18 protein-coding genes and 4 pseudogenes are annotated in these 23722 nt (G+C 64.3%); 10 read left to right on the top strand and 12 right to left on the bottom strand.

Features of this window, described 5'->3' with window-relative positions; genetic code table 11:
• Positions 1 to 58 precede the first annotated feature (58 nt).
• Positions 59 to 385 (top strand): hypothetical protein, encoded by a 327-nt coding sequence (locus tag ACUCCZ_RS00455; RefSeq protein ID WP_435918496.1) that lies wholly within the window; start codon positions 59 to 61, stop codon positions 383 to 385.
• Here ACUCCZ_RS00455 and ACUCCZ_RS00450 read toward each other — a convergent pair.
• The 5 genes and pseudogenes from ACUCCZ_RS00450 to ACUCCZ_RS00430 form a co-directional block, all read right to left on the bottom strand.
• A complete protein-coding gene (locus tag ACUCCZ_RS00450; RefSeq protein ID WP_435918495.1) occupies positions 374 to 1813 on the bottom strand; it encodes an MFS transporter in 1440 nt (479 codons plus the stop codon). The two genes, ACUCCZ_RS00455 and ACUCCZ_RS00450, sit on opposite strands and share 12 nt — an antisense overlap.
• Positions 1814 to 2350: 537 nt before the next feature.
• Positions 2351 to 2875, bottom strand: a complete 525-nt coding sequence (locus tag ACUCCZ_RS00445) for an EXLDI protein (RefSeq protein WP_435918494.1) — start codon at positions 2873 to 2875, stop codon at positions 2351 to 2353.
• 1246 nt (positions 2876 to 4121) lie between these two features.
• The gene (locus tag ACUCCZ_RS00440) at positions 4122 to 4538 is read right to left on the bottom strand and encodes a hypothetical protein (protein ID WP_435918503.1); all 417 of its coding nucleotides are present in this window, start codon (positions 4536 to 4538) and stop codon (positions 4122 to 4124) included.
• A gap of 447 nt (positions 4539 to 4985) precedes the next feature.
• A pseudogene (locus ACUCCZ_RS00435) lies at positions 4986 to 5207 on the bottom strand (NYN domain-containing protein); the annotation flags it as partial.
• A gap of 367 nt (positions 5208 to 5574) precedes the next feature.
• Positions 5575 to 5724 carry a hypothetical protein gene (locus tag ACUCCZ_RS00430; RefSeq protein WP_435918493.1) on the bottom strand — a complete coding sequence of 50 codons (150 nt, stop codon included), beginning with the start codon at positions 5722 to 5724 and terminating at the stop codon, positions 5575 to 5577.
• 35 nt (positions 5725 to 5759) lie between these two features.
• Here ACUCCZ_RS00430 and ACUCCZ_RS00425 point away from each other — a divergent pair, with 35 nt between their 5' ends.
• A complete protein-coding gene (locus tag ACUCCZ_RS00425; protein WP_435918492.1) occupies positions 5760 to 6752 on the top strand; it encodes a nucleoside hydrolase in 993 nt (330 codons plus the stop codon).
• A gap of 1 nt (position 6753) precedes the next feature.
• Here ACUCCZ_RS00425 and ACUCCZ_RS00420 read toward each other — a convergent pair whose 3' ends face one another.
• From ACUCCZ_RS00420 to ACUCCZ_RS00395, 6 genes and pseudogenes are all read right to left on the bottom strand, one after another.
• Positions 6754 to 7746, bottom strand: coding sequence for an IS481 family transposase (locus ACUCCZ_RS00420; protein WP_435916977.1), 993 nt, complete (start codon positions 7744 to 7746; stop codon positions 6754 to 6756).
• Positions 7747 to 7861: 115 nt separating this feature from the next.
• Positions 7862 to 8440, bottom strand: a pseudogene (locus ACUCCZ_RS00415) (hypothetical protein); the annotation flags it as partial.
• Positions 8437 to 9285: pseudogene (locus ACUCCZ_RS00410) on the bottom strand (ABC transporter permease); the annotation flags it as partial. The pseudogenes ACUCCZ_RS00410 and ACUCCZ_RS00415, both read right to left, overlap by 4 nt.
• A gap of 84 nt (positions 9286 to 9369) precedes the next feature.
• Positions 9370 to 10779 (bottom strand): dihydrolipoamide acetyltransferase family protein, encoded by a 1410-nt coding sequence (locus ACUCCZ_RS00405; protein ID WP_435917673.1) that lies wholly within the window; start codon positions 10777 to 10779, stop codon positions 9370 to 9372.
• 51 nt (positions 10780 to 10830) lie between these two features.
• Positions 10831 to 11826, bottom strand: a complete 996-nt coding sequence (locus ACUCCZ_RS00400; protein ID WP_435917409.1) for an alpha-ketoacid dehydrogenase subunit beta — start codon at positions 11824 to 11826, stop codon at positions 10831 to 10833.
• A complete protein-coding gene (locus tag ACUCCZ_RS00395) occupies positions 11826 to 12881 on the bottom strand; it encodes a thiamine pyrophosphate-dependent dehydrogenase E1 component subunit alpha (RefSeq protein WP_435917674.1) in 1056 nt (351 codons plus the stop codon). Before ACUCCZ_RS00395 ends, ACUCCZ_RS00400 begins: the two co-directional genes overlap by 1 nt.
• Before the next feature lie 299 nt (positions 12882 to 13180).
• Between ACUCCZ_RS00395 and hemG the strand changes: the two genes are divergently transcribed.
• From hemG to ACUCCZ_RS00355, 8 genes and pseudogenes are all read left to right on the top strand, one after another.
• A complete protein-coding gene (gene hemG / locus ACUCCZ_RS00390) occupies positions 13181 to 14533 on the top strand; it encodes a protoporphyrinogen oxidase (RefSeq protein WP_435917676.1) in 1353 nt (450 codons plus the stop codon).
• Positions 14530 to 15831, top strand: coding sequence for a TIGR04053 family radical SAM/SPASM domain-containing protein (locus ACUCCZ_RS00385; RefSeq protein WP_435917410.1), 1302 nt, complete (start codon positions 14530 to 14532; stop codon positions 15829 to 15831). Before hemG ends, ACUCCZ_RS00385 begins: the two co-directional genes overlap by 4 nt.
• A gap of 165 nt (positions 15832 to 15996) precedes the next feature.
• A complete protein-coding gene (locus ACUCCZ_RS00380; RefSeq protein WP_435917411.1) occupies positions 15997 to 18114 on the top strand; it encodes a bifunctional metallophosphatase/5'-nucleotidase in 2118 nt (705 codons plus the stop codon).
• A 628-nt stretch (positions 18115 to 18742) separates the two neighbouring features.
• Positions 18743 to 19219, top strand: coding sequence for a low molecular weight protein-tyrosine-phosphatase (locus ACUCCZ_RS00375; RefSeq protein ID WP_445439686.1), 477 nt, complete (start codon positions 18743 to 18745; stop codon positions 19217 to 19219).
• Between the two features lie 63 nt (positions 19220 to 19282).
• A complete protein-coding gene (locus ACUCCZ_RS00370) occupies positions 19283 to 20356 on the top strand; it encodes a type 1 glutamine amidotransferase family protein (RefSeq protein ID WP_435917412.1) in 1074 nt (357 codons plus the stop codon).
• Between the two features lie 2 nt (positions 20357 to 20358).
• Entirely contained in the window at positions 20359 to 21051 is a 693-nt protein-coding gene (locus ACUCCZ_RS00365) for a response regulator transcription factor (RefSeq protein WP_435917680.1), read from the top strand.
• A 50-nt stretch (positions 21052 to 21101) separates the two neighbouring features.
• Positions 21102 to 22475: a HAMP domain-containing sensor histidine kinase gene (locus ACUCCZ_RS00360; RefSeq protein ID WP_435917682.1), complete on the top strand. Its 1374-nt coding sequence runs from the start codon at positions 21102 to 21104 to the stop codon at positions 22473 to 22475.
• A 222-nt stretch (positions 22476 to 22697) separates the two neighbouring features.
• A pseudogene (locus tag ACUCCZ_RS00355) lies at positions 22698 to 23027 on the top strand (isoaspartyl peptidase/L-asparaginase); the annotation flags it as partial.
• Here ACUCCZ_RS00355 and idi read toward each other — a convergent pair.
• Positions 23022 to 23594 (bottom strand): isopentenyl-diphosphate Delta-isomerase, encoded by a 573-nt coding sequence (idi, locus tag ACUCCZ_RS00350; RefSeq protein WP_435917413.1) that lies wholly within the window; start codon positions 23592 to 23594, stop codon positions 23022 to 23024. The pseudogene ACUCCZ_RS00355 and the gene idi sit on opposite strands and share 6 nt — an antisense overlap.
• Between the last annotated feature and the right edge of the window lie 128 nt (positions 23595 to 23722).

Raw genomic sequence — 23722 nt, 5'->3', positions numbered from 1 at the left:
GAATCCTCCTGCTGTTCCCCCATCCCGCGTTGTGACTCATCACCGTCCATCGGGGTGCATGTCAAACAGTGGGGTCTCCAGCTCACTGATGGCCCTGGCCAGGAGGCGACATCTTCAAGCAACTCCACACTTTGCTGCTGGCGGGGGTACAGCGCGTCGCATCGGCCAGACCCTTGCCGAGCGCGCATGGTGCCATGCTTCTGGTGCAGTTGGCCACCCCTGGTTCTCGGGTGCGCGGTGCTGGCCCCCCGGTATCTGCGTCAAGATGGCCCCGAACGTCCTGCCCGTCCTTGGCGAGGGCGGTTCTGGTGCTCTCCTCGTCCTCCTGGGAAAGCTCGTCGGAGTGGGAGCTGAGCAGGTTTGTTCGGAGTTCTCACCTGACTGAGGGCTGAGCCTGGGCCGCGCGATCTGACTGGTCTGCCTCGGCAGGCTTGGCCAGCCACGCTGCCTTTTCGCTGTGCCCGGAGCGGATGAGATAGCTCAGTGCGATGACGGCGAGCACGGCAACCAGACCCCAGGACAGGGCGTAAGGCCAGCGTGGTGGGGTGATCGGCGTTGAGGTACCGTGTTGGGGAAAGGCCACCGCGACCAGAGACGTGAGTAGCGGGACGAACATGGCGCTGGCAAGATTCTCGACGATGACGGATGATCCCGCGATGGTCTCGATGGGGATGCCGTCGGGGACGATGGGGTCCTCGAAGAGGGTGCTGAGGACGTCGAGGTAGACGACCCCCATGCCGATCCCGGCGCTGATCCACAGCACCATCATGGCCTGGAAGGGTGGCAGACCGGCCATCCGGGTGGCCAGAGCGATGGTGATGAGGGTCGACGCGGTGATGATGAGCCCGACGCCCACCCCGATCCGGATGAGGTAATGACGTGGATTCTTGGCGGGTTTGAGGCCGGCGAGTACGCCGGTGATGGCCCATCCGAGTCCGCCGCCGAGAATGATGTAGCCGAGGTCCTTGGCGTCACCGCCGAAGAGGTCGTGGTAGCTCAGCGTGACCAGCTCGTTGGCGGAGTAGTAGGCGCCGGTGAGGAAGAACAGACCTGCCAGGGCGTGCAGGCGGATGCCACCCGTGGTGAAAGTGTGCGGCGGCATGGAGATGATGGCCACCCAGCCCAGGATGAGGAATCCTGCGATCATGAGGACGTATTTCCACGGTGAGGGCACCGGGACGATCATGAGGGTGATGCCGATGGCGATGAGCCCGGTGGCCTTGAGGGGCATGGGGGAGTCGTCGCTGTGCTGGTCGGCGTCGAGGTTCTCGGCGATGACGATCCGCGCCGCGAGCAGGAAGGGCAGGTAACACAGCATCGCCCAGCGCCAGGAGAGCAGGTGGGTGACCCATGCGGCGTAGCTCGGGCCGACAATGGATGCGATGATCCAGCTGGCCGAGTTGAAAGCCAGGGTGAGTTGACGAGCTCGCCCGGTCAGTCCGACGGCGACGGCACCGATGGACGTCATGGCCAGGCAGGCCCCAGCGAATCCGCGGATCGCGCGGCCGATGAGAAAGACCCAAATGGTGGGGGCGGTGGCACTGATGATGGCCCCGACGATGAGGGCCGCTGTGGCCGTCAGGAGGATTCTCGGAAGCCGGCAGCGTCTGAGAAAGGCGGCACCGATGGGCAGGCCGACCATGGTGGAGAGGGATCCGACCCCGGTGATGACGCCGTACATGTCCTGGGCGTCGAGGTCGGCCGCCATGATCGGCAGGATGAGCTGGGTGAGGTAGGTCTGCATCCCGCCGATGAGTTCCAGGATGATGACGCAGATCGCCAGGACGAGGGAGTTCTTCTTCGTCTTCGTCATGGGCGGGCTTCGGGTGTCATCGGCGGTCTCCGGGCGTGTGGCGAGGCCGTGGGGGTGTCGTCGCCCTGGCGCCGTTGTCGTTGATCCTCATCGTCAACGCCTCCTTTCCCGGGGAGAGTTCGTGCCTCGGTGTGGGTCGGTGGCCGATTGCGTCGATGGGATTGGTACCTGCAAGACGGTCAGTTCCCCATGATCTCGATGAGCCCATCCTTCGGGAACAGCGAATTCGAAAACGGGAATCACGGATGCCGCGGAGCTCAAATGTGACAGAGCGCGTGACTGTGATTCCTCAGCAGGATTCCACCAGCGAAAAACCCATCCAAGGTTTTGCTACCGATATGACAGGTCATGGGTGTGATGACGTCGAAGACCCTTTCATCTCTGATAGTTCTTCCGGTGAGGGCATACTACGCGCGGGCCAATCGAGTCGCCGAGAGCGGGGACCTGGTACCCGCCCTGGACCTTGTCCTTCTTGACGAGATTCATGATGGACTGGGCCGTGGGACAGGCGAGGAGGCGTTCGCGTTCACTGCCCCCTCAGATGTCCAGAACCTGGTAGGGCACGACTCGCATTGCTGACTCCACCCGATCAGCAAGGTCGGTATCGGTGGTGCGCAGCTCGTCCAAGTCTGCGAAGACGGCGAGGGTGCGGTCCCCAACCATCCAGAAGTCCCTGTCCCACGTCTCTGGATGAGACCAGAGATTCTCTTTCCCTTCGGCCCAACCAGGCAGGGAACGCTGAACCTTGGACGCAACGGCGATCTGGCTCTTGGCCGTCACGTACACGGTGTCGACACGGTGGCCCTGTTCGTGGTCCCGTTGCACACGCACCAGTCGTCTACCCATGAAAGAGACACGGTGATCAACACCCTCACTGCGCAGGTCCACCTCGATCTGTTCGAGCCCCGCCGCCACTAGCCGGCGGCGTTGGACGTACTCATGCAAGGCCTCACTGACCGCCGGCGACAACCCTCCCGCCATCTCGGCCGCTTCGCGGAACAAGGCTTGGTCGTCGGCAGACACGTACACGTTTCGAGTAGGCATGAACATAACTATGCACATATCATTCTGGACTGGTCAAGACCCCTGGGTACGGAGCCGGTTCCCTGTCAGGGTTCGCAGCATCCCGGCGCTGAGAGCGTCGGATTCCGCGCCAACCAGTTCCGATGCGACAACACCCAAGCCGCAGGCTTGGCTGACTGCGCTTCGGATCTCCTCCTAGGCTTCCGCATCGGACGCGGCGGCATGGAGTTCATGTCGGTTGGTGGCTACTTCCCCGATCCGATGATCGTGACCTACGGTCAGCTGGATCACGAACGGTGCGCCGCGGATCCCGCTGAGATACCGACATCAAGGCGGATGCAAACACTTCTCGATTAAGTCATTTCCCAGCGTCGGAGCGGTCCCAGCCACATCGGTGAGTCACTCGACCTCAGGGACGTCGTCGCAATCCTTCGAGGAGCGGCCGGGGTGACTGGCCACATGGATGTTCTCCGCTCTGATGGGAGACCGAGCGTTACAACCTGCGGGCGATGTCCTCTGGCGGCGGCCGTCCGATCGGTGACCACTCCGTGCAGCTCATCTCGAACAATCTCGCAATGATACGCGCCAAGCGCACCCTCGGCACGCACCCGCCGCGTGCGCGTTGTGGTGAGGTAACACGCTGACGCGGCCCAAGGGCTAGCTGTCTGTCTAAAGAATCGTCTATTACATATGGGACAAAATTGACACAGGCCTCCCCGTCTTCCGGATCACCCTCCTGTGGCCCCAGCGCCACCAGAATCGAGGCCGGCGCAGCCGTCCTCCACCATGTTCGGGAACCACACCCGGGCCGTCGCCCCCGAGACTTCGTCGATGATGGCGTCGACCTCATGTCGTCACCCCGACGCCAATCCGAATCAGTGTCTCCACTGTGGAACTCCGCCGCCACGCTCATCGACGATCCGGGAGCGCAGGTGCGCCGTCAGTCAACGGATCTGATGGTTTGACCAGTCCAAGGTCTGTCATCATGATTCCTCCTTTCATGTATGCGTGTGCTCACCACTGCGGTTCAACAAGCGCCATTATGAAGGGTTGATGGTCCATGTGGAGGTTTGACACGGTGTCGATGTATTTGGCGGTGATGCGTGTGAGGGCGGCGTCTTCGTGTGGAGGCGGGTGATGGCGACCACATCGGTTAGCTCGGGCAGGGTGATGTCCTCGGCCATCTGGTCTAGCCCGTTCCACGGATTGACGTTTTCCAGGGGGCCTGGGCCCACAGCCAGAAGGCCACCGGGGACGAATCCCCGCACCGCAATCATGGCCAGGGTCAGGACTTCTTCTTTCGGGTGTCCCGGATCCCCTGGATGAGGATCGCGAGGATTCCGATGACCATGACCCACGCCATGTCACCGACGGCGCCGTACCACGGCTGAATGAGAGCGGTGAGGGCGAGGACGATGACTGCCCACGCGGCGAGGATGAGCGTCAGTACGAGCAAACGCCCAGCTCGCGTCTGACCCGGCTTGCCCCTGCCGCGTGGGAGCATCCGGTCCTCGCCCACCAGCTCCAGCAGGATCTCGCCGGGGATTCCGATGAGCAGGACCCCGACGAACCCCCTCAGTGACCACCGCCAGCCGATGAAGATCGCCACGATCGTGAACATCACAGCCATGCAGATCGTGAACGCGACACTCCCCGCAAAGATCCTCTCGGCGCGGGACGGTTCCTTCTCCTCGACGGTCATGACTCCCCCCGGCTCGTTCGTCATCGTCCTCTTGCGTGACTGATGACCTGTTCTGACAAGGCCCAGTGTCCTCCCGGAAAGCTGCTCAATGCCACATCGGGGACGTCCAGCTGGGGTAGGGACGATACAGGGCATGTCGGCATGGAGGTCAGCCATGCCGAATCCATCGGGTTCCGTCCTGACCGGGACCGCAACCTCGTCCTGCCCATCGACATCACCCTGCTCCACACGGGTGCAGCGGCGTCGCTCATACAGGGACGACTGGGTTCTGGCTGGACGATCGACGTCGGCGCTGATGAGACCATGCCACAGACCAGGGTGCCTGGCGAGCTTCTGGTCAGGATGAGCTGGAAGGGCTGGTCGGGAGACGCACTCCCGGAGGCCATCGACATGTTCGCTGAGACTGCTGGAGGTGTTCGCCCACATGGGATCTAGTACGAAGTCGATGCCGCACCGGCGCGCATGTTTCGCGGCGGGGACGAAATCACTGTCTCCAGAGATCATGATGATCTGGTTGACGGCACCCCGCTCCGCCAGTGCTGCGATGTCGAGCCCGATCCTCATGTCAACGCCCTTTTGCGTGATGTCGAGGAAGAAGTCGTGCTCGGTGAGGTCTTTCACCGTGATCGTGCCAGCACAGAGTTTCTTCAACGTTTCGGGCTTGAGCATGTGTCCGCCCTGGGTTTCCAACTCTTCCCCGCGACGCAGCGCAACCTTACGTTTCCTTGTCAGCTGCTTCATGAACTCGGTGTTCCACTCGTACTGCTTGCTCTTGCGCAGATTGACCTGCTTGCGTGTCAACGGGTGATAGAACACTCGTTCCGACGGTGGGCAGTCGTAGTAGTAGATCCGGTAGAGCGACGCTTTGGACTCCCGGATGTGACGGTGACAGTATCTGATCAACTCGTCTGCTCGATCTGCGGGGGACTTGTTTCCGAAGAGGGACCGTGCGCGCTTCTTGTAGAACCCGCCGTCGACAATGATGGAGGCCACTATTTGGCGCCGATGGATGATGTTCCCTGATGCCCAGGGGCCCTCAGCTCGCGCTCAGCGCCTCGGTGATCGTCCACCTCACCCTGAGAACCGCTGGGGTGCGAATGATCTCGGCCAGCACGTTCTCGATGAGGTGGTTCTCGTGCACCTGGCTGAGCACGTCTGCGGTCGTGACGACGATGCCGTCGGGCATGTCGGTGGTGTCGGCAGAGGCTCTATTCTGACGCCATGTCCATACGCTCCATGCCGGTTCTGCTCGACTGTGACCCCGGGATTGACGATGCTTTCGCGCTGGCCTACCTGGCCTGCCACGACGACGTCGAGACCGTCGGTGTGGTGACGACGGCCGGCAATGTCGGTCAGGACGACGTGCTGCGCAATGCCCTGGGTCTGACCGAGCTGCTCGGAATGGACGTCCCGGTGGCGCGAGGGGCGGACGAGCCGCTGGTCGAGCCGATGATGACCGCCGAGGAAACCCACGGACCCCACGGTCTGGGGCATGCCCGGTTGGGGGAGTGCGGGCGTCAGCGGGATGGTCGCACCGGAACGCAATTGTGGGTGGACATGGCTCGGAAGTATCCCGGGGAGTTGGTCGGCATCGTCACCGGCCCGCTGACGAACCTTGCCCTGGCGCTGCGCGAGGAACCGGAGCTGCCGAGGTTGCTCAAGCGGTTGCACGTCATGGGCGGGGCGATCAATCACCGCGGCAACACTGGCCCGACGAGCGAGTGGAACATCGCGGTGGACCCTGAGGCTGGCCACGAGGTGTTCGAGGCGTGGGGCAAGGCGTCCGAGCGGATCGTGCTCGGAGCTCTGCAGGCCACCGAGGCCATCAGGCTTGACGAGGAGCATCGTCAGGCCGTGGTGGAGCTGGGCGACCACCCTGTTGTCGGCGTGCTGTCCGAGGCGCTGCGGTTCTACTTCGAGTTCCACCAGGCCGACGGGCTGGGGTGGTGTGCCTACCTGCACGACCCGCTCGTCGTCACCAATGCGGTGACCAGGAGGTTCGCGACGACGCGGCCCCTGGCCGTCGACGTCGAGCTGACCGGGACCCTCACCCGTGGTCAGACTGTCGGCGACGAACTGGGACGGTGGGGCAAGGAGCCCAACGTCGATCTGCTGTGCGACGTCGACGCCGATGGGTTCATCGAGCACCTCATCTCGACCTTGCGGGAGGGGTTGAACTTTGAACTGATGGGTTACGAAGAAGGGCATCGGTGACCTAGGTGTAATCGCCGGACAGGTTAGGTACGCGGTCGGCGGGTGATTTGCCTTTGAGCGCGGTGTGTCCGCGGTGGTGATTGTAGTGGTGCAGCCAGCCGGGGAGTTCGGCCAGGCGGTCGGTCTCGCTGGCGTAGGGCCGTGCGTAGGCCCACTCGGCGACCAGGGTCCTGTTGAACCGCTCGACCTTGCCGTTGGTCTTGGGCGTGTAGGGCCGGGTGTACTTGTGCGTGATGTGGGTGTCTTTGAGTGCCTTGTTGAAGGCTTTGGACCGGTAGCAGGAGCCGTTGTCGGTCAGGACCCGCTTGACGGTGATGGCCTGGCTGGCGAACCAGGCCTGGGCCCTGGTCCACAACCCGGCGGCGGTGTCCTTGCGCTCATCGCTGAGGACCTCGACGTAGGCCAGGCGGGAGTGGTCGTCGACGGCGTTGTGGATGTAGTGATACCCACCCCCGCTGGCGGATCGGCCACGGTTGCGTACTCCTTGGGCGCGTCCGACCATGCGGTGGCCGCCGCCGTCGGGGATCCGGCCCAGCTTCTTGATGTCGAGGTGGACCAGTGAACCGGGGGTGTCGTGTTCGTAGCGGACGGGTGTGGGTTGGGCGCGTAGCCGGGCGCCGGTGGCCTTGTCGATCCAGGTCAGGGGTGGGCATCCGTAGCGTTGCAGGATCTTGCCGACGGTCGAGACGCTGAGGTGTTGGTGGCGTAGGTGGTAGGCGATGCGTGCTGGGCCCCACTGGTGGGTGATGCGCAATCCCACCACCCGTCGTTGCGTGCGACGGCAGACCCGTCGGGGCTGGTGGTGGGGTCGGCTGGAGTGATCACGCATTCCGGCCGGCCCGTGGGCGCGGTAGCGCTGTGCCCAGCGTTGGGCCGTGGTGACGCTGACGTTGAAGCGTTCGGCGGCCCGACGCAGGGGCCAGCCATCCTCGACGATGCAGCAGGCCAGGCGCAAACGTCCGGTTTCGGACAACGGGGCATTACGGTGGGTCATGAGGGCCTCTTGGGAGTCGTGCTTTGTGTGGTAGCAACACACTTCACCCAGAGGCCCTCGCCCGTGTCCAGCCAGAGCTGTCTCTGACCAGCCCGATGTACCTAACCTGTGTGGTGGTTACACCTAGATAGCCGCCGGGAAGAAATCGCAGGAAGGTGTTTGACTGCGCGACGACCATGATCAGGTAGGCAAGAGGGCCGCACAATGGCCCACTTTTGCGCGACAGCACCCCCGTGGCAAACAATGCGACACCGGTGCACAACAGGCAGGTGACCGAGAGCCCGATGAATGGAGACCACGTCCGCTGAAACCGCGCGGTCATTTCCGGTACTAACACGGAATCACCATCGGGTATTAATTCGACGGGAAGCGACCGCAGTATCCACCCCGTGAGCAGTGGAAGGGCAGCGGCGCACAGGCATATCCACAGCCCCATTGACCCATACCCAATTGCCCGGGAGCGAATCGAAGCTCTCTCGACCCACCCCATGCCCGACGAGACGCACCACATGATGATGACGCAACCGACCAGACTGGTCAGCTCGAGACCTGTCACAGGGCGATCCCACACGTCCCCCGATGCCACCAACAGACGCGTCTTCCACAGGAAAAAGGCCACGACAACGGCCGCAACCGGCACGGCAACAAGGGCTACGGCATGGCGCCCTTTCAGGAAAGTCACCATGCTCATCATCGGTGCAGATCGCTGGAGGTCAACGAACACCCCTCGATCGCCTGACGATGGTGCGTGTACCACTGGCGAAATGCGGTGACATCCATGCCGTCAAGGTCATTTCGTTCCGAACTTGGCGCATCATCATACTGAAATCCAGCCAGCCGAAGAATGGTGCGTTCCACGGAATTAACGCCGTCGAAGGCCTCGATCTGCTGGGGTGTCATCTCTGTAGAGAAAGTACATGCGTCTTGACCGGAAAAAGACTGAGCCAGACCCTGAGCCGTCATATCCGATAATTGTTGCGCAGAATCATATACGGTCGCATGTCCGAGATCCATGACGAACTGCTTGCTGCGTGCGTGGTATTCAGGCTCAGCAAGTAGGACGTCGTGCGGTACCGCCGTAGGCGGCATGACGGACACGACGCGCTGAACGGGTTGCGCGTAGGACAAGGCGAGACTGCGATGTGCCGGCATGACGCACACCCGTACGTCTTCGTGTGACGAACACTCGAAGGCCAGTGGCGCATCGCGGAACAACGGCACTGGCATGACGACCCCCAGGGCAGCGATGATGAGCGGTGGGGCGACCAGGGCCACACATGGCACCACCCGACGCCACGTAAAACCGCCGGAGCGAACCGTGGACCAACGGCTGGCAGCCAGGATGCACGAGACGAAGACGATGCAAAAGAAGATGGTGCGCATGGTCACGGCCGAGGCCGTGGCGGTGTGGTTGCCACTCGGCTCTGCCATGTCCATGGACCACGCGAAGGCCACCGAGCCATACCCGGTGTTGGCAAAGAGATTCTCGTTGACAAGGACCGGTATTCCGACCACAGCGATGCACACAACCGGCGCCACGGCGCGAGACGATCACGCCCGAAAAACAACCTCGTCCGCGGTGAAAACACCGCACTGGCATCCTCGACCAGCGGCCAAGGTCGATCAGTACAGCATTGCCGAGGCCGGGTCCGAGAGAATCTCCGCAACGTCATGGAGGAAGGTCGAGCCCTCCTCGCCGTCAATGAGGCGATGGTCGAAGCCGAGGCTCATCGTCGTCACCCACCTGGGCACGACATCCTCGTCATCACCGGTCCCGACGACCCACGGACGTCGAGCGATCGTCCCGAGAACGAGGATCGCCGATTCGGTGCGGTTGACGACCGGAGTCCCTGCGTCAAGGCCAAACACCCCAACATTGGTGATCGAGAAGGTGCCGTCGGTGTAGTCGGTGGGCTGGAGCTTGCCCTCCTTGGCGATGGCGACGATGCGGGTGATCTCCTCGGCCAGCTCGAGCATCGTCATGTCCTGGGCGTTGCGCACCACGGGCACCATGAGGCCGCGCGGGGTGGCCGCGGCGATGCCGAGGTTGATCTGGTCGCGGAAGACGATCTGGTCGGCGGCGTCGTCCCAGCGGGCGTTGACGACCGGGGTGCGTCCCATCGCCAGGCACACCGCCTTGCACCAGACGGTCAGCGGGGAGACGCGCAGTCCCTTGAACTTACGGTCGGCGCGCAGCCGGGCGACGAGGTCCATCGTCGGGGTGACGTCGCAGGTGAGGAAGGCCGTCACGAGGGCCTTGGTGTCCAGGGAATCCTTCATCGCCTTGGCAGTCACCTTGCGGACGCCGCGCACCGGGACCCTGCGAGTGTGGCCGTCAGGCTCGGTCGGGGCACCGCCGAGGAGACGACGAGACATCACCGACAGGGTCGCGAACTCAGCGTCGCCAGCAGAGGCACCGACGACAGGTGGTTCAGGCGCGGCTTGACGACCGGCCTCCGCTGCCGCCTTGACGTCGCTCCTCGTCACCGCCCCCTGCGGGCCGGTGCCCGTCACCGTCGAGAGGTCGATGCCGAGGTCGGCAGCCAGACGTCGAGCCGGGGGCTTGGCGAGGACATGCCCGGCGCGGTCCATGCGCGGCGGATCCTGGCGCCTGGGCTGTGTCGGCTGCACAGGTTCGGGAACGGGCTCGACATCAGTCTCTGGACCGGTCTTGAGGGTCGGCGTCTGGGGGGGCTTCTCGGGTGCCCTTTCAGCCGACACCGCGGCTCCCCTGCGACGACGGCGTCGACGTCCGGACTCCGCGGTCAGGTGACCGACGAGGAACTCCGGCTCCTCCTCGGGTTGGTCGTCGGAACCGTCGTCAATGGTCACCAGTGGCTCTCCCACAGCCACCGTCTCGCCGGGCTCGGCACACAGCTTCGCCACGGTCCCGGCGAAAGGGCTGGGGAGTTCGACGATCGACTTGGCCGTCTCGACCTCGCACAGCACGTCGTTGATCTTGACGGTGTCACCGGGAGACACCCGCCAGGAGACGACCTCTCCCTCGGTGAGCCCTTCGCCTGGGTCGGGCATGCAGTAGTTCTTCACGTGAATACCTCGTGATCGATGTCGGACGGACGGTGGTCAGTAGGCCAGGGAGCGGTCGACGGCGTCGAGGATTCGGTCGACGTCGGGGATGTGCTCACCCTCGGCCTTGGCTGGCGGGTACGGGGTCGACCACCCGGTCACACGCAGAACCGGGGCCTCCATGACGTAGTAGAGCTCCTCGCCCAGGCGTGCCGCCATCTCCGCGCCAATGCCCTGGGTGCGCGGTGCCTCCTGGACGACAATCGCCCTCGTCGTGCGCCGCACCGACTCATAGACGGTCTGCATGTCAAGCGGGGAGAGGCTGCGCAGATCGACAACCTCGAGCTGGCGTCCCTCCTGGGCAGCTTCCTCGGCAGCGTCCAGGCAGGTCTCTACGAGGGGCCCGAAGCACAGCAGGGTGGCGTCGGCACCGGTACGGACGATACGCGCCTCGTGAAGGCCGAGTTCAGGGGTCTCGGAGACCTCGCCGCGGGTGTAGTAGCGACGCTTCGGCTCGAAGAAGATCACCGGGTCGGGGCTCTCGATGGATTGACGCAGCATCCAGTAGGCGTCGTCAGGGTTCGAGCAGCTGACCACCTTGAGGCCTGGGGTGTTCGCGTAGAACCCCTCCGGGGACTCCGAATGGTGTTCCGGAGAGCCGACACCACCGCCGAACGGGATGCGGATCGTCACCGGCAGGGACCACCGTCCGCCCACGCGGGCGCGATACCTGGCCAGCTGGGAGACGATCTGGTCGAAGGCAGGGGCGTTGAAGCCGTCGAACTGCAGCTCGACGCAGGGACGGTACCCACGCATGGCCATGCCGATGGCGGTTCCGACGATGCCCGACTCCGCCAGCGGGGAGTCGATGACCCGACGGCCGCCGAACTGGGTCTTGAGGCCGTCGGTGATGCGGAAGACGCCGCCCAGGGTTCCGACGTCCTCCCCCATGATCACCACGTGATCATCGGCGGCGAGGGCGTCAGCCAGGCTCGCGTTGAGGGCCTTGGCCAGGGTGGTCTCCCCCTGTGGACGTGCACCGTTGTCGCTCATCAGTTGTCCTCCTCCCACGAGGCGATCTCCTCGGCGTCGGCCAGGACGTCGGGGGTCGGCTCGGTGTAGACGTCCGACATGAGCTCGGCCATGACGGGCGCGGGGTTCTCGTGGACAGCGGCGCGAACCTCGGCCCCGAAGGCCTCTTCGCGCTCAGCCAGACCGTCAAGCCATTCCTGGTCGATGACCCCACGATCCTGCAGGTAGGTCTGCAGCCTGACGATGGGGTCGGCCTTACCCCACGTCGACTCCTCTTCCGCGGTGCGATAGCGGGTGGGGTCATCGGTGGTGGTGTGAGCACCCATGCGGTAGGTCCACGCCTCGACGAATACTGGCCCCTTTCCACTGCGGGCATGGTCGAGGGCCGATCGCAGCACGGCCGTCATGGCGACGACGTCGTTCCCGTCCACCTGCACCGCCGGAATGCCAAAGCCGATCGCGCGGCGGAACAGGGACGTCGGGGACTGCACCGTTGTCGGCTCCGAGATGGCCCATTGGTTGTTGACACACACGAAGACCACAGGAGCGTTCATCGAGGCCGCGAACACGTAAGCCTCGTTCGTGTCCCCTTCGCTCATCGCCCCGTCACCGTGGAAGTCCAACACGGCAGCCCGAGCGCTTCCGGACTCAACGTCGCGCTGAATACCCATGGCGTACCCGACGGCGTGCAGGGTGCCCGACCCGATCATCACCGGGTAGGCGCTGAAGTGTGTGGCGACGGTGTCCCAGGCGCAGTGCGCCTTGCCACTCCACGAGTCGAGGATGTCTGCGATGCTGACCCCCATCGCATGAGCCAGGCCCTGCTCGCGGTAGGTCGGGAAGACCTGGTCCTCGTCACCCAGCGCCAGCCACGCACCCGCCTGGGTGGCCTCCTGGCCCATGTGCGGGGGCCACAGGCTGAGCTCTCCGTGACGCTGCAGGGCGGTACCTTCGACGTCGAGACGCCGGGTCATGACCATCATCTCGAGGGCCTTGACGAGGTCCTCGTCGCTCAACTCGACGGGGAAATCAGGGTGGGGGGTGAGGCGTCCCTGGTCGTCGAGGATCCGCACCATTGCAGGATCCGGACGACTGACGGGATGGTGTGTTGCCGGCGGGACGAATGGGTCCGCATCGCCTTCGTCGGCACTGATGTTCTCGGTCACATCTTCCTCCTGGTCGAGTGTTCCGTGCTTCATTCTGAACGCCGACTAGCCCAGTTCCAAACAGAACTTACCGTTCCGTAGGGAGCCAACAAGTATGAGGTTACCGTTCCGTAGGTTGTGTCCACGGTTTCGACCCCGGCCATCGGCCCTCACAAGCTCTTGCGTACTCTCAACTGGTGAGCAAAACAGTGGCGATCATCGGTGCCGGGATGACCGGTCTGGCAGCCGCACACCAGCTGCGGAGCCACGGTTGCCGAGTCGTCGTCCTGGAAGCAGGACCGAGTGTCGGCGGACAGGTCAGTTCCCGTCGGTTTGGGGCCGACATGGTCGAGATGGGAGCCGAGGCCGTACCGCTGCGTGCCCCAGGCGTCTCCGATCTGGTGTCGGAACTGGGGCTGACGGACTCGACGCGTCATCCCGCCCCCGGAGGCACCTTGTTGTCGAGCCGACGCGGGGTCGTGGAGATGCCGGCCGGAGTGACGCCGGTCGGCCCCACGAAACTCCTACCGACGATCACCTCGCGGATCCTCTCTCCCATCGGCCTGCTGCGAGCCGGCCTGGAGCCCTTCACCTCCCGCCCACACCCTGACGACGTCAGCGTCGGCCAGTTCATCGCGGAACGATTTGGTGACGAGGTCGGCCGAGCCGTCGTCGATCCCCTGCTGGGTGGCATTCACGCCGCCGACGTCGACGACTTCTCCCTCGCGGTCGCGGCTCCGGCCTTGAGGCAGACCGTCAGGAAGGGTGAGTCCCTCGTCACGGGGACCCTCAAACGCAATGCGGTCGCAACATGGTCGCGCATTCGTCATCGTCCTCAGCCCTCCGGACCCCGCACCCCTGCCACCGCGACATGGGAACGCGGTTTGGTGACGCTGCCGGAGGCGCTGGCTGGGGACCTCACCGTGCACACGAACACCCGTGCCACGGGAATCCGGCAGGTTGGCCATGAATGGGTCGTCACCGTCACAGGACCGCGAGGAATCGGATCAGTTGCCGCCGACGACGTCATCATCGCCACGCCCGCCAGGGTCGCTGCAGCTCTGCTGTCCACCGCACACCCCGATGCCTCGGAGTTGCTGTCCCGGTGTGAGAGCACCACGGTTGCCACGCTCGTGGTGCGAACTGACCAGGTGGATCACCCGATCGCCACGGCTCAGACGTGGTTCATCGGCTCGGAATGGTCCCCGTTGGTACGCCAGGTGACGAATCTCTCGACGAAGTGGCATCTCTCCGAGCCCACTCTCCGGATCGCCATGGGGCGTCACGGTGGAACCCCCATCGACGACCTCTCCGACGACGACCTCGTCACCATGACCATGGCTGAACTGGAGCGTCTAGGATTGAGTGTTCACCCTCACGACCACGTCATCGAGCGTCACCGTGGCGCCATGCCGCAGCCAGCCCCTGGCCACCGGGAGCGCATGGCCACGCTCGCCACCGTCCTTGACGACACCGGACTCCACGTCGGCGGGGCCGGGATCGACGGTGCCGGAGTCGGCACCGCCATCGTCGCCGGCCGACGTCTTGCCCGTCAGATCACCTCGAAGGAGGAGGAGAAGTGACCACTACCACTGATCAACCCGAGCGGCCAGTGCAGCCCGGACATCCGGGTGCGTCCGCGGGTCATCCTGCCGGGCATCCCGGTGGCCACCCAGGTGGACATCCCGGCCACGGCCCGCTCGTCCGCGAGATCAAGCACGACCTCAACGACAAGCCCTTCATCGTCATCTGGGAGGTCACCCGCGCCTGCGCCCTGGTCTGCCAGCACTGCCGCGCCGAGGCCCAGCACCACGCCGCCCCCGGCCAGTTGACGAACGCCCAGGGCCACGAACTCATCGACCAGCTGACGAGCTACGAGCGTCCCTACCCGATGCTCATCCTCACCGGTGGTGACTGCTTCGAGCGTCCCGACCTCGTCGACCTCATCGAGTACGGCGTCAGCAAGGGCCTGCACGTGTCAATCTCACCCTCGGTGACCCCACTGTTCACGCGTGACCGGGTCAAGACCGTGCAGGATGCCGGCGTCTCGATGATGTCGATGTCCCTCGACGGCGGCTCCCCTGCCACCCACGACGCCTTCCGCGGTTTCCCGGGAACCTTCGAGCGCACCGTCGAGGCCTGCCACATGCTCAACGACCTCGGCATGCGCTTCCAGCTCAACACGGTGTTCACCGCCAAGAACATCCACGAAGCACCGCAGATGCTCAAGAACGCCATCGACCTCGGTGCGTTCATGTTCTACACGTTCATGCTCGTTCCGACCGGACGCGGCGCCCAGCTCGACATGCTGTCACCGCTGGAGCGTGAGGACGTCCTGTACTGGCTGCACGACAACTCCACGCGCATCGCCATCAAGACGACCGAGGCGCCTCAGTATCGACGCATCGCCTTCCAGCGCGAGGCTGTCCGTCAGGGCAAGGAGCGACCGGTTCGCCACGGCGAGCTCTACGAGTGGCTGACCCGCGAGACCAACGAGCTGCTCGGCGACGTCATCGAGGACCCACGCCCCCCGCGTACTCCACTGGCCATCAACTCCGGGTCCGGATTCGCGTTCATCGACCACACCGGCGACGTGTACCCGTCGGGATTCCTGCCGATCCACTGCGGGTCGATCAAGGAGAAGCCCTTCCCCGAGATCTACCGGACCTCCCCGGTGTTCCAGGGACTTCGCAACCCGAACGGGTTCTCCGGCAAGTGCGGAGCCTGCAACTTCAACCACTTCTGTGGTGGATCTCGTTCGACGGCCTACGCCATGACCGGGGACTATCTGGCCTCCGATCCGTCCTGCGCCTACGTGCCGCCGGGCTACCACGGAGAGCTGCCGGAGGGGGTACCCGTCGAGGGACTTCCGAGAGTCTGACCAGGACATGTCCATGAGCGAGACGCCGTGGCGACGTATCGGGCAGATGAATTCCTCATGACGAAGTTCCTCAGGCCCCTTGCGAGCCCGGCCAACAATGGGCGAGGCTAGGCGTGTATGCCTTTGGGTACACATGAATATTCGGACGAACCCCAGGGAGAACCTATGAATCACCGACGCAGGGCCCGAATTACCAGCCTGTCGGTGCTGTGTGTGGTCGGGATGAGTGGCAGCTTCATTGCCAACCCGGCCTCTGCCGCACCGAGCGCAAGTGGCGCCCCGGCCGCGCCGGTCGCATCATGCAACGGCGACAAGAACGTCGACATCTTCAACTTCAACGACTTCCACGGTCGCATCGCCACGGGTGCTAACCTCTTCACCCCCGTCGTTGAGGCGCGCAATGCCAACGGAGCTGACAAGGTTCTGTTGCTGAGCGCCGGAGACAACGTCGGTGGCTCGACCTTCGAGTCCGGCTCCCTCAACGACGAGCCGACCATCGCCATGCTGAACGCTGCGGGCGTCGAGGCCAACGCCGTCGGCAACCACGAGTTCGACAAGGGCTGGAAGGATCTCGCCGAGCGCATCATGCCGCACACCGAGAGCCCCTACCTGGGTGCCAACGTCTACGAGAAGGGCACCAAGAAGGTTGCCGCTCCCCTCAAGGCGTCGACCGTCATCGTCAAGGATGGTGTCCGTATCGGCATCGTCGGAGCCGTCACTCATGACCTCCCCTCCTTGGTCTCCCCCGCCGGCATCTCCAACCTCACCATCGGTGACCCGGTCAAGGCCGTCAACGCCGAGGCCAAGCGTCTCAAGAGCGAGGGCCTGGCTGACGTCGTCGTCGCCGAGTACCACGAGGGCGCTGCTGACGGTTCCGCCGATCCGGCCAGCCAGGGCGGTAACTTCGCCCCGATCTACGCCGACACCTCCTCCGACGTCGACCTGGTCTTCAACGGCCACACCCACCAGGTGTACTCGTGGAAGGACAAGGCCGGCGCCCCACTGCTGCAGGCCGGTTCCTACGGCGCTCACCTGGCCAAGGTGAAGGTGGCCTGGGACTCCGAGCAGAAGAAGCTCTGCTCAACCGATGCCTCGCTCATCGATCCGGCCAAGGCCCCAGCAGATGACCCGACCATCGCCAAGATCACCTCAATTTACGAGGACGCCAAGGCCAAGTCGGATCAGGTAGGCGCCACCGTCATCGGGCACGAGACCGCTCCGATCACCACCCCGTCGAACGAGACCGACCAGACGTTCGGCGCCAACGTCCGTGACCGCGAATCGACGATGACCAATATGGTCGCTGACATGTTCAAGGACACCCTCGGCAAGGACGACCCCAACTTCATCGGTCTGCAGAACCCCGGTGGAACCCGCGCCTCCCTGCTCGAGAAGGACATCACCTACAAGCAGGCCGCCCAGGTGCTCCCCTTCGCGAACACGCTGATGACCACCAAGATCACCGGCGCCCAGTTCAAGAAGACGCTGGAGCAGCAGTGGCAGCGTGATGGCAAGGGCGAGGTCCCGTCGCGTCCGTACCTGCAGCTCGGCGTCTCGAAGAACGTCACCTACACCTACGACGAGTCCCGCAACGAAGGTGACCGCATCACCTCCGTCTGGATCAACGGCAAGCCGATCGATCCCCAAGGCACCTACACCGTGGGTTCCGGTTCCTTCCTCATCGCCGGTGGTGACAACTTCACCGAACTCGCCAAGGGATCCAAGCCGGTCGACACCGGAAAGATCGACCTGTCCGCCTGGGTTGACTGGATCAAGGCTCAGAAGACCCTCAAACCTGACTTCGCCAAGCGTGCCGTCTCCCTGACGACCTCCCTCAAGGAGGGCATGTCCAAGGATGCCACCTTCACCATTGGCAAGCCGGCTGACAAGGCAGTTGCCCCCGACACCGTCGACTTCACCTCGAAGGGCTCCGTCGTCAACAAGACGATGAGGGCTCAGATCGTTCAGGGTGACAAGACCGTCGACGTCGCCACCGTCCCAGTCAAGGACGGCTCGTCCTCCGTGACCGTCAAGGTGCCGACCGCCAAAGGCCTGGTCAGCGGTGAGGCCACCATCGTCTTCACCTTCCCGGATTCCGGCACCACGGTGCGCTTCGCCGCCAAGCTGTCAGTACCGTCCGGCGATCAGCCTGGTGGCGCTGTGATCCCGGCCCCGAAGCCGGGTCAGCCTGGCACCTCGGGCCACGACGTCAACTCGGGAACGCCCGGATCCGGTGACGCCCCCAGCACCGGCAAGCCGGGCCTGCCGAGCACTGGCGTCTGACACGGATCGACACAACCTCGCACTGAGCAACCCCGGTCTGGGAGAGATCCCGGGCCGGGGTTGCTGTGTGTTCCCGCTTCGCGACTCCTGCCAGACCTCGTGGAGCTCGGCGTAGCGTCCGCCCTGGGCCTCGAGTTCGGCCGGGGATCCGTCCTCCTGGATCTGGCCGTGTTCCAACACGAGTACCCGGTCGACGGTCTCCACCGTCGGCAGGAAGGCGAAGACCACCATCGCGGTGAGCTGGTTCTGGCGGACTGGTTCAACCCTCGAAAGACGGGGTTGAGATGCACCTCACTCAGGAATTCATGGTTCGAGGACATTGCAGGTTCACGTGTTGGTCTGGCATTCGAGACAAGAAGAGCCGATACCTCCCGCTGATCGGCCAAATCTGCCAAGAATTGAGGATGGTGACGTTGCCATCACCACATGAGGGACGATTTTTGGCAGATTTGGCTGATATGACCTACTCCGCTCAGCATCACGGAGCTGCCAGGAATGGCGCTGCTAGCGTTCACACCATCGAATCGAGGCATGTCCTGGCATTTCCTGGTTCGCCGCGAGTACAAACCCCCGCAGACTCCTCCCCGCACCAGGCAGACTGGACCCACCGATCATGGAAGGAACCCCTGTGAGCAACCAGAACACACCCTCCGTCATCTTCGTGTGCTGGGGAAACATCTGTCGTTCTCCGATGGCCGAATTCGTTGCCAAGAAGGTCTTTGCCGACGAGGCCTTGGCCGCCCGCATCACCAGCGCAGGTGTCAGCGATGAGGAGCACGGCGGTCCGATGGACTCGCGGGCCCGGTCCGTCCTGAAGTCCCACGGCTACCCCTGCTCGGGCCACTGCGCTCACCAGATCAACGAGTCCGAGATCATGTCCGCCGACCTCGTCATCGCCGCCGAGCCGCGCCACGTCCAGATGATGAAGCAGATGGTCCCCGACGCTGACAACCTCCGTCTCATCCGCGACTACGACCCCGACTGCAGCCCCGGCACCTCCCTGCCGGATCCCTGGTACGGTTCGACCGACGGGTTCGAGAACACCCTCGATGCCATTGAGGCCGCAATGCCTGGAATCGTTGACGAGGTGCGCTCACTGGTCTGATCAGTTCTCCGCCATCGCGCTGGTCGCCACAGACCCATCGACGCTGCACTATAGGCTGTCCCCATGAGTTTGTTCTTGGTCGGCGGAGGATACGACGACTCACTGGTGGAGGTCTACGACGAGTTCGTCTCCCAAGCCCGCCATCACAATGCTGACGCTCCGATTGCGGTAGTCGTGACCGGTCCGGCCTCCGAGTCCGCCGCCGAGTCCGCCGCCGAGGCCGCCGAACTGACGCACATCGTCACCTCCCGGTGGGTCGACGCGAACATCCTCACCATCCACCTCGATGGCCCGGGTACCGCTCCGACGATGGGCGATCCGACCACCCCGGTGTGGGCCGAGGACGAGTCCTTCCAGCTCCCCGACAATCTCGACACCGTTGCCGGCATCATCGTCGGCGGAGGCGCCGTCCCCAGTTACATCAACGGTCTTGCACCAGCCGCCGAGCAGCTCTCGACGCTGGTGCGCGGCGGTGCTCCGTGGCTGGGCTTCTCGGCCGGTGCGATGGCCCCGTGCGTCACCGCTCTGGCAGGGGGCTGGAAGTTGCAGGGACGCCAGGTCGGCCAGCAGGCAGGTGCTGAGGGCTTCGACGACGTCACCGTCATGGAGGGCCTCGGCTTGGTCAGCCTGACCATATCCACCCACAACGACACCCTGTCCGGCGATGGCCTCATCATCTCGGGCGTCGAGTCCGGCCTGCTCCCCAACGCCGTTGCCGTCGACGAGGCCACCTGCCTGCGCATCGACGCCTCGACCGGCCACACCAAGGTGATGGGACGTGGCTTGGTTCGATGGTTCACCCGCGAGGTCAACGGAGTTCTCGTCCGCTCCCAGCGCCCCGTCCCCCCGGAAACGACTCCGGCTCCCCACAAGCCCCGCTTCGAGGGTCTGGCAAAGGTGGCCGCGGCGACCCGCGCCGCCCACGACAAGGAAGAACGCGAGAAGGCGGCCCGGCAGCGTGCCGAGAAGAGACATCGCGCGCGGACGTCAACGTCTGTTGATGACGAGACCAGGACTTCCGAGGACTCCGCCATCCCCGAGGACGCACCTGCATCCGCAGGCACCACCCAGGCCCCCGAGTCAGTACCCGAGCAGACCCCCGCCTCACAGCCGACGGCGGAGGACGTCAAGCCATGAGCATGCACATTCTCGTCGTTGATGACGACCGCGCGGTGCGGGAATCCCTCGCTCGATCCCTGCAGTACAGCGGCTACGAGGTCGACAGTGCTGGTGACGGTGTCGAGGCCCTTGCACACCTGTCCGGCAGCCACCCTGACGCCGTCATCATGGACGTCATGATGCCGCGCCTCGACGGTCTCGAGGCCACCCGGATGCTGCGCAGCAACGGCAACGACGTCCCGATCCTCATCCTCACCGCCCGCGACGCCGTTGACGACCGTGTTGATGGCCTGGATGCCGGTGCTGATGACTACATGGTCAAGCCCTTCGCCCTGGACGAGCTGCTGGCCCGTCTACGGGCCCTGACTCGCCGTTCCCGCCCCGAGCCGGAAACCGCTGAACCTCCCGAGCAGCTGTCCTTCGCCGACCTCACCCTGGACCCAGGGACTCGCGAGGTCGCCCGCGGCGGTCGCCGCATCAGCTTGACGCGCACCGAGTTCGCCCTGCTCACCGTCTTCCTCCAGAACCCGGAGAAGGTTCTGGAACGCTCGTGGCTGCTGCACGAGGTGTGGGGATTCGACTTCCCGACGACCGCCAACTCCCTCGAGGTGTACATCGGCTATCTGCGCCGCAAGACCGAGCACGATGGTGAGCCGCGTCTCATCCACACCGTGCGCGGCGTCGGGTACGTGTTGCGGGAAGCGAATTCGTGATCCGTCGGTGGTGGCGGAGGCTGCTGGATTGGCGTCCACGTCCGCTTCGCATGACGATGGGGCGCCGGGTCAGCCTCCTGGTGTCGATCTCGGTCGTCGTCGCGGTGGCATTGACCTCCCTGTCTGCCTGGCTCATGACGCGCATCTCGCTGTACAGCGAGCTGGACCAACAACTGACACGGATGGCCACCACCATCTCACCGAGCGTTGCCGCTGATCCTCAGAACCTTGGTGGTTTGGAGGCCAGCTCTCTGGCGGCCACGAACACCACTCTCATCCTGGTGCGCGCTGACGGCCAGGTAGCTACAGCCCCTGGGGCTGAGGTCACCGTCACCACCGGGGCCCAGGAGCTTGCCGTCGCCCGTACCGGAACGGGTGTCAAGGCCCGCACCGTCATGGACTCCCACGGAGTTCCGGTCCGCATTGTCGCGATCCCGTTCACCTCGGACGGGGTGCACTACGCCCTCGTCACAGGCCAGGACCTCACCGGCACCAAGGCCACCCTGGGATCACTGTGGATCGTCCTGGTCGGCACCAGCCTGGTCGGCATCGTGCTGACGGCCATCGCCGGATACGTGGCCGGAGACTCTGCCACCCGACCACTACGCGACCTCTCCCGGGCCGTCCACCGAGTGACGGCAACCGACGAGCTCAGCCCCATCCCGGTTCGCTCCCATGACGAGCTGGGAGACCTCGCCCTCTCCTTCAATGCCATGCTGTCGTCCCTGTCGAACTCGCGGGAACGCCAGAAGCAGCTCATCGCTGACGCCTCCCACGAGCTGCGCACCCCGCTGACGTCCATGCGCACCAATGTCGAGCTGCTCATCGCTGACCAGAACAGCCACATGCTCCCCGATCAGGCCCGCAGCGAGATCCTTGACGACGTCGCCGCTCAGCTCGGTGAGTTCTCCAGCCTCATCGGCGACCTCGTCCAGCTCTCACGTGAGGACGCCCCTCCCCCGCGGCCGCAGTATTTCGACTTGTCAGATGCGGTGTCCAAGGCAGTTGAGAGGGGACGCCGACGCGGCCCGAACCTAGAGTTCAACGTCCACCTGGAGTCCCATCCGGTACTTGGTGACGAGGCGACTCTCGAGAGGGCGGTGACGAACCTGCTCGACAACGCGGTGAAGTTCTCCCCCACCGGGAGCACCGTGACGGTCACGATGGAAGGTGACACCATCGTCGTCAGCGACGAGGGGCCGGGTATCGACGAGGCGGATCTGCCACACATCTTTGACCGGTTCTACCGCTCCGACCGAGCCCGCAATACCCCCGGCACCGGCCTGGGCCTGTCGATCGTGGCGCACACCATCACCAGCCACCAGGGCTGGATCAAGGCGTCGCGAGCCCCCAGTGGTGGTGCCATGTTCACCATGTACCTACCGCGTCAGGAACCCCCGGCTGAGGAGCCGACGGCCTCCTGACGACCTGGCTCGCCTTGGCCGCTCAGGTCCCTCACCATCGTGGCCAGCAACTAGGAAGGTCAGTGGTAACGCTACTCATCCACACCTGCCTCGAACTGGGAGTTGTCCACAGAATACCTGTGGACAACCGTCGTGGCTGGGGAAAACACATCGATGTTTTTCCCACAGCAGGGTCTGAGACCAGTGGACGAGTCCTCAATCCCCCCGTGACACCACCTCGGCATCTACGCTGCGTGCACGATCAGTCACGTCGTCGATCAGCTCCGTCCCACTCTCGTCATCCACGGTGGAGCAGGCAATGTTCCACCGCGATCGGGAAAGGATGCCGAGAGGTTCCGGTGGTTGTTACGCCACGCTTTCGACGCTGGCCAGCACGTTCTTGACGCCGGTGGGCCAGCCCTTGACGCCGTCACAGCCTCCGTCGTGGCAATGGAGGACCACCCGCTCTTCAATGCCGGACGAGGTGGGGCCCTCACCGCGAACGGGACGGTTGAGACTGACGCCGCCGTGATGACCGGTGACGGGTGTGCCGGAGCAGTGTGTTGTTCACGTCATGCCCGCAACCCGATTCTTCTGGCCCGCGCCGTCCTCGCCACGTCGCCCCATGTCCTGCCAACCCACCCAGATGACCTCTTCGACCTCGTCGGGGTCGGGACTGAGCTCAACGAATTCCTCGGGCAGGGACAAGCGGGCAACGACGACCGGGCACAGCTCGTCCTCAACGATGCCGCTGGAGTCGGTGGCGCGGTAGGAAAAGTCAGGTAGGGCGACGCGCATCCGGCACGGATCGAGGTCGAGGCCGAGCTCTTGGTGGGTACGACGCACCGCCGCGTCGATGATCGTCTCGCCGATCCGCGGATGCCCACAGCAAGCATTCGTCCACACTCCCGGCCAGGCCACCTTCGTCAGGGATCGTCGGGTCAGGAGCACCCGCCCGCCGACGTCAAGGACGTGGCAGGAGAAGGCCAGATGTCGCGGGGTGTGTTGGCTGTGGACGGTCGCCCGAGGAGCGGTTCCGACGTGGTTGGCATCGTCGTCGAGCAAGATGACGAGATCGTCGTGAACGGAATCCGTGCCGCAGGAGGCCACGCCCTCATTCTCGCCACCATGATGACTCATGGCGTCAAGCTACCAACAACAGCGACTCCGCGAGGTCAAATGCGCCCAGGGAGCTCGACGTTGGCACAAGGCAGCTGCGAAGGCACCATTGAGATGCTGTATTTCGCCGATCATCCACCTCCGATGGG

This window comes from Cutibacterium nasicola (genome assembly GCF_052654715.2).
This window is presented reverse-complemented; position numbering and strand designations above follow the sequence as displayed.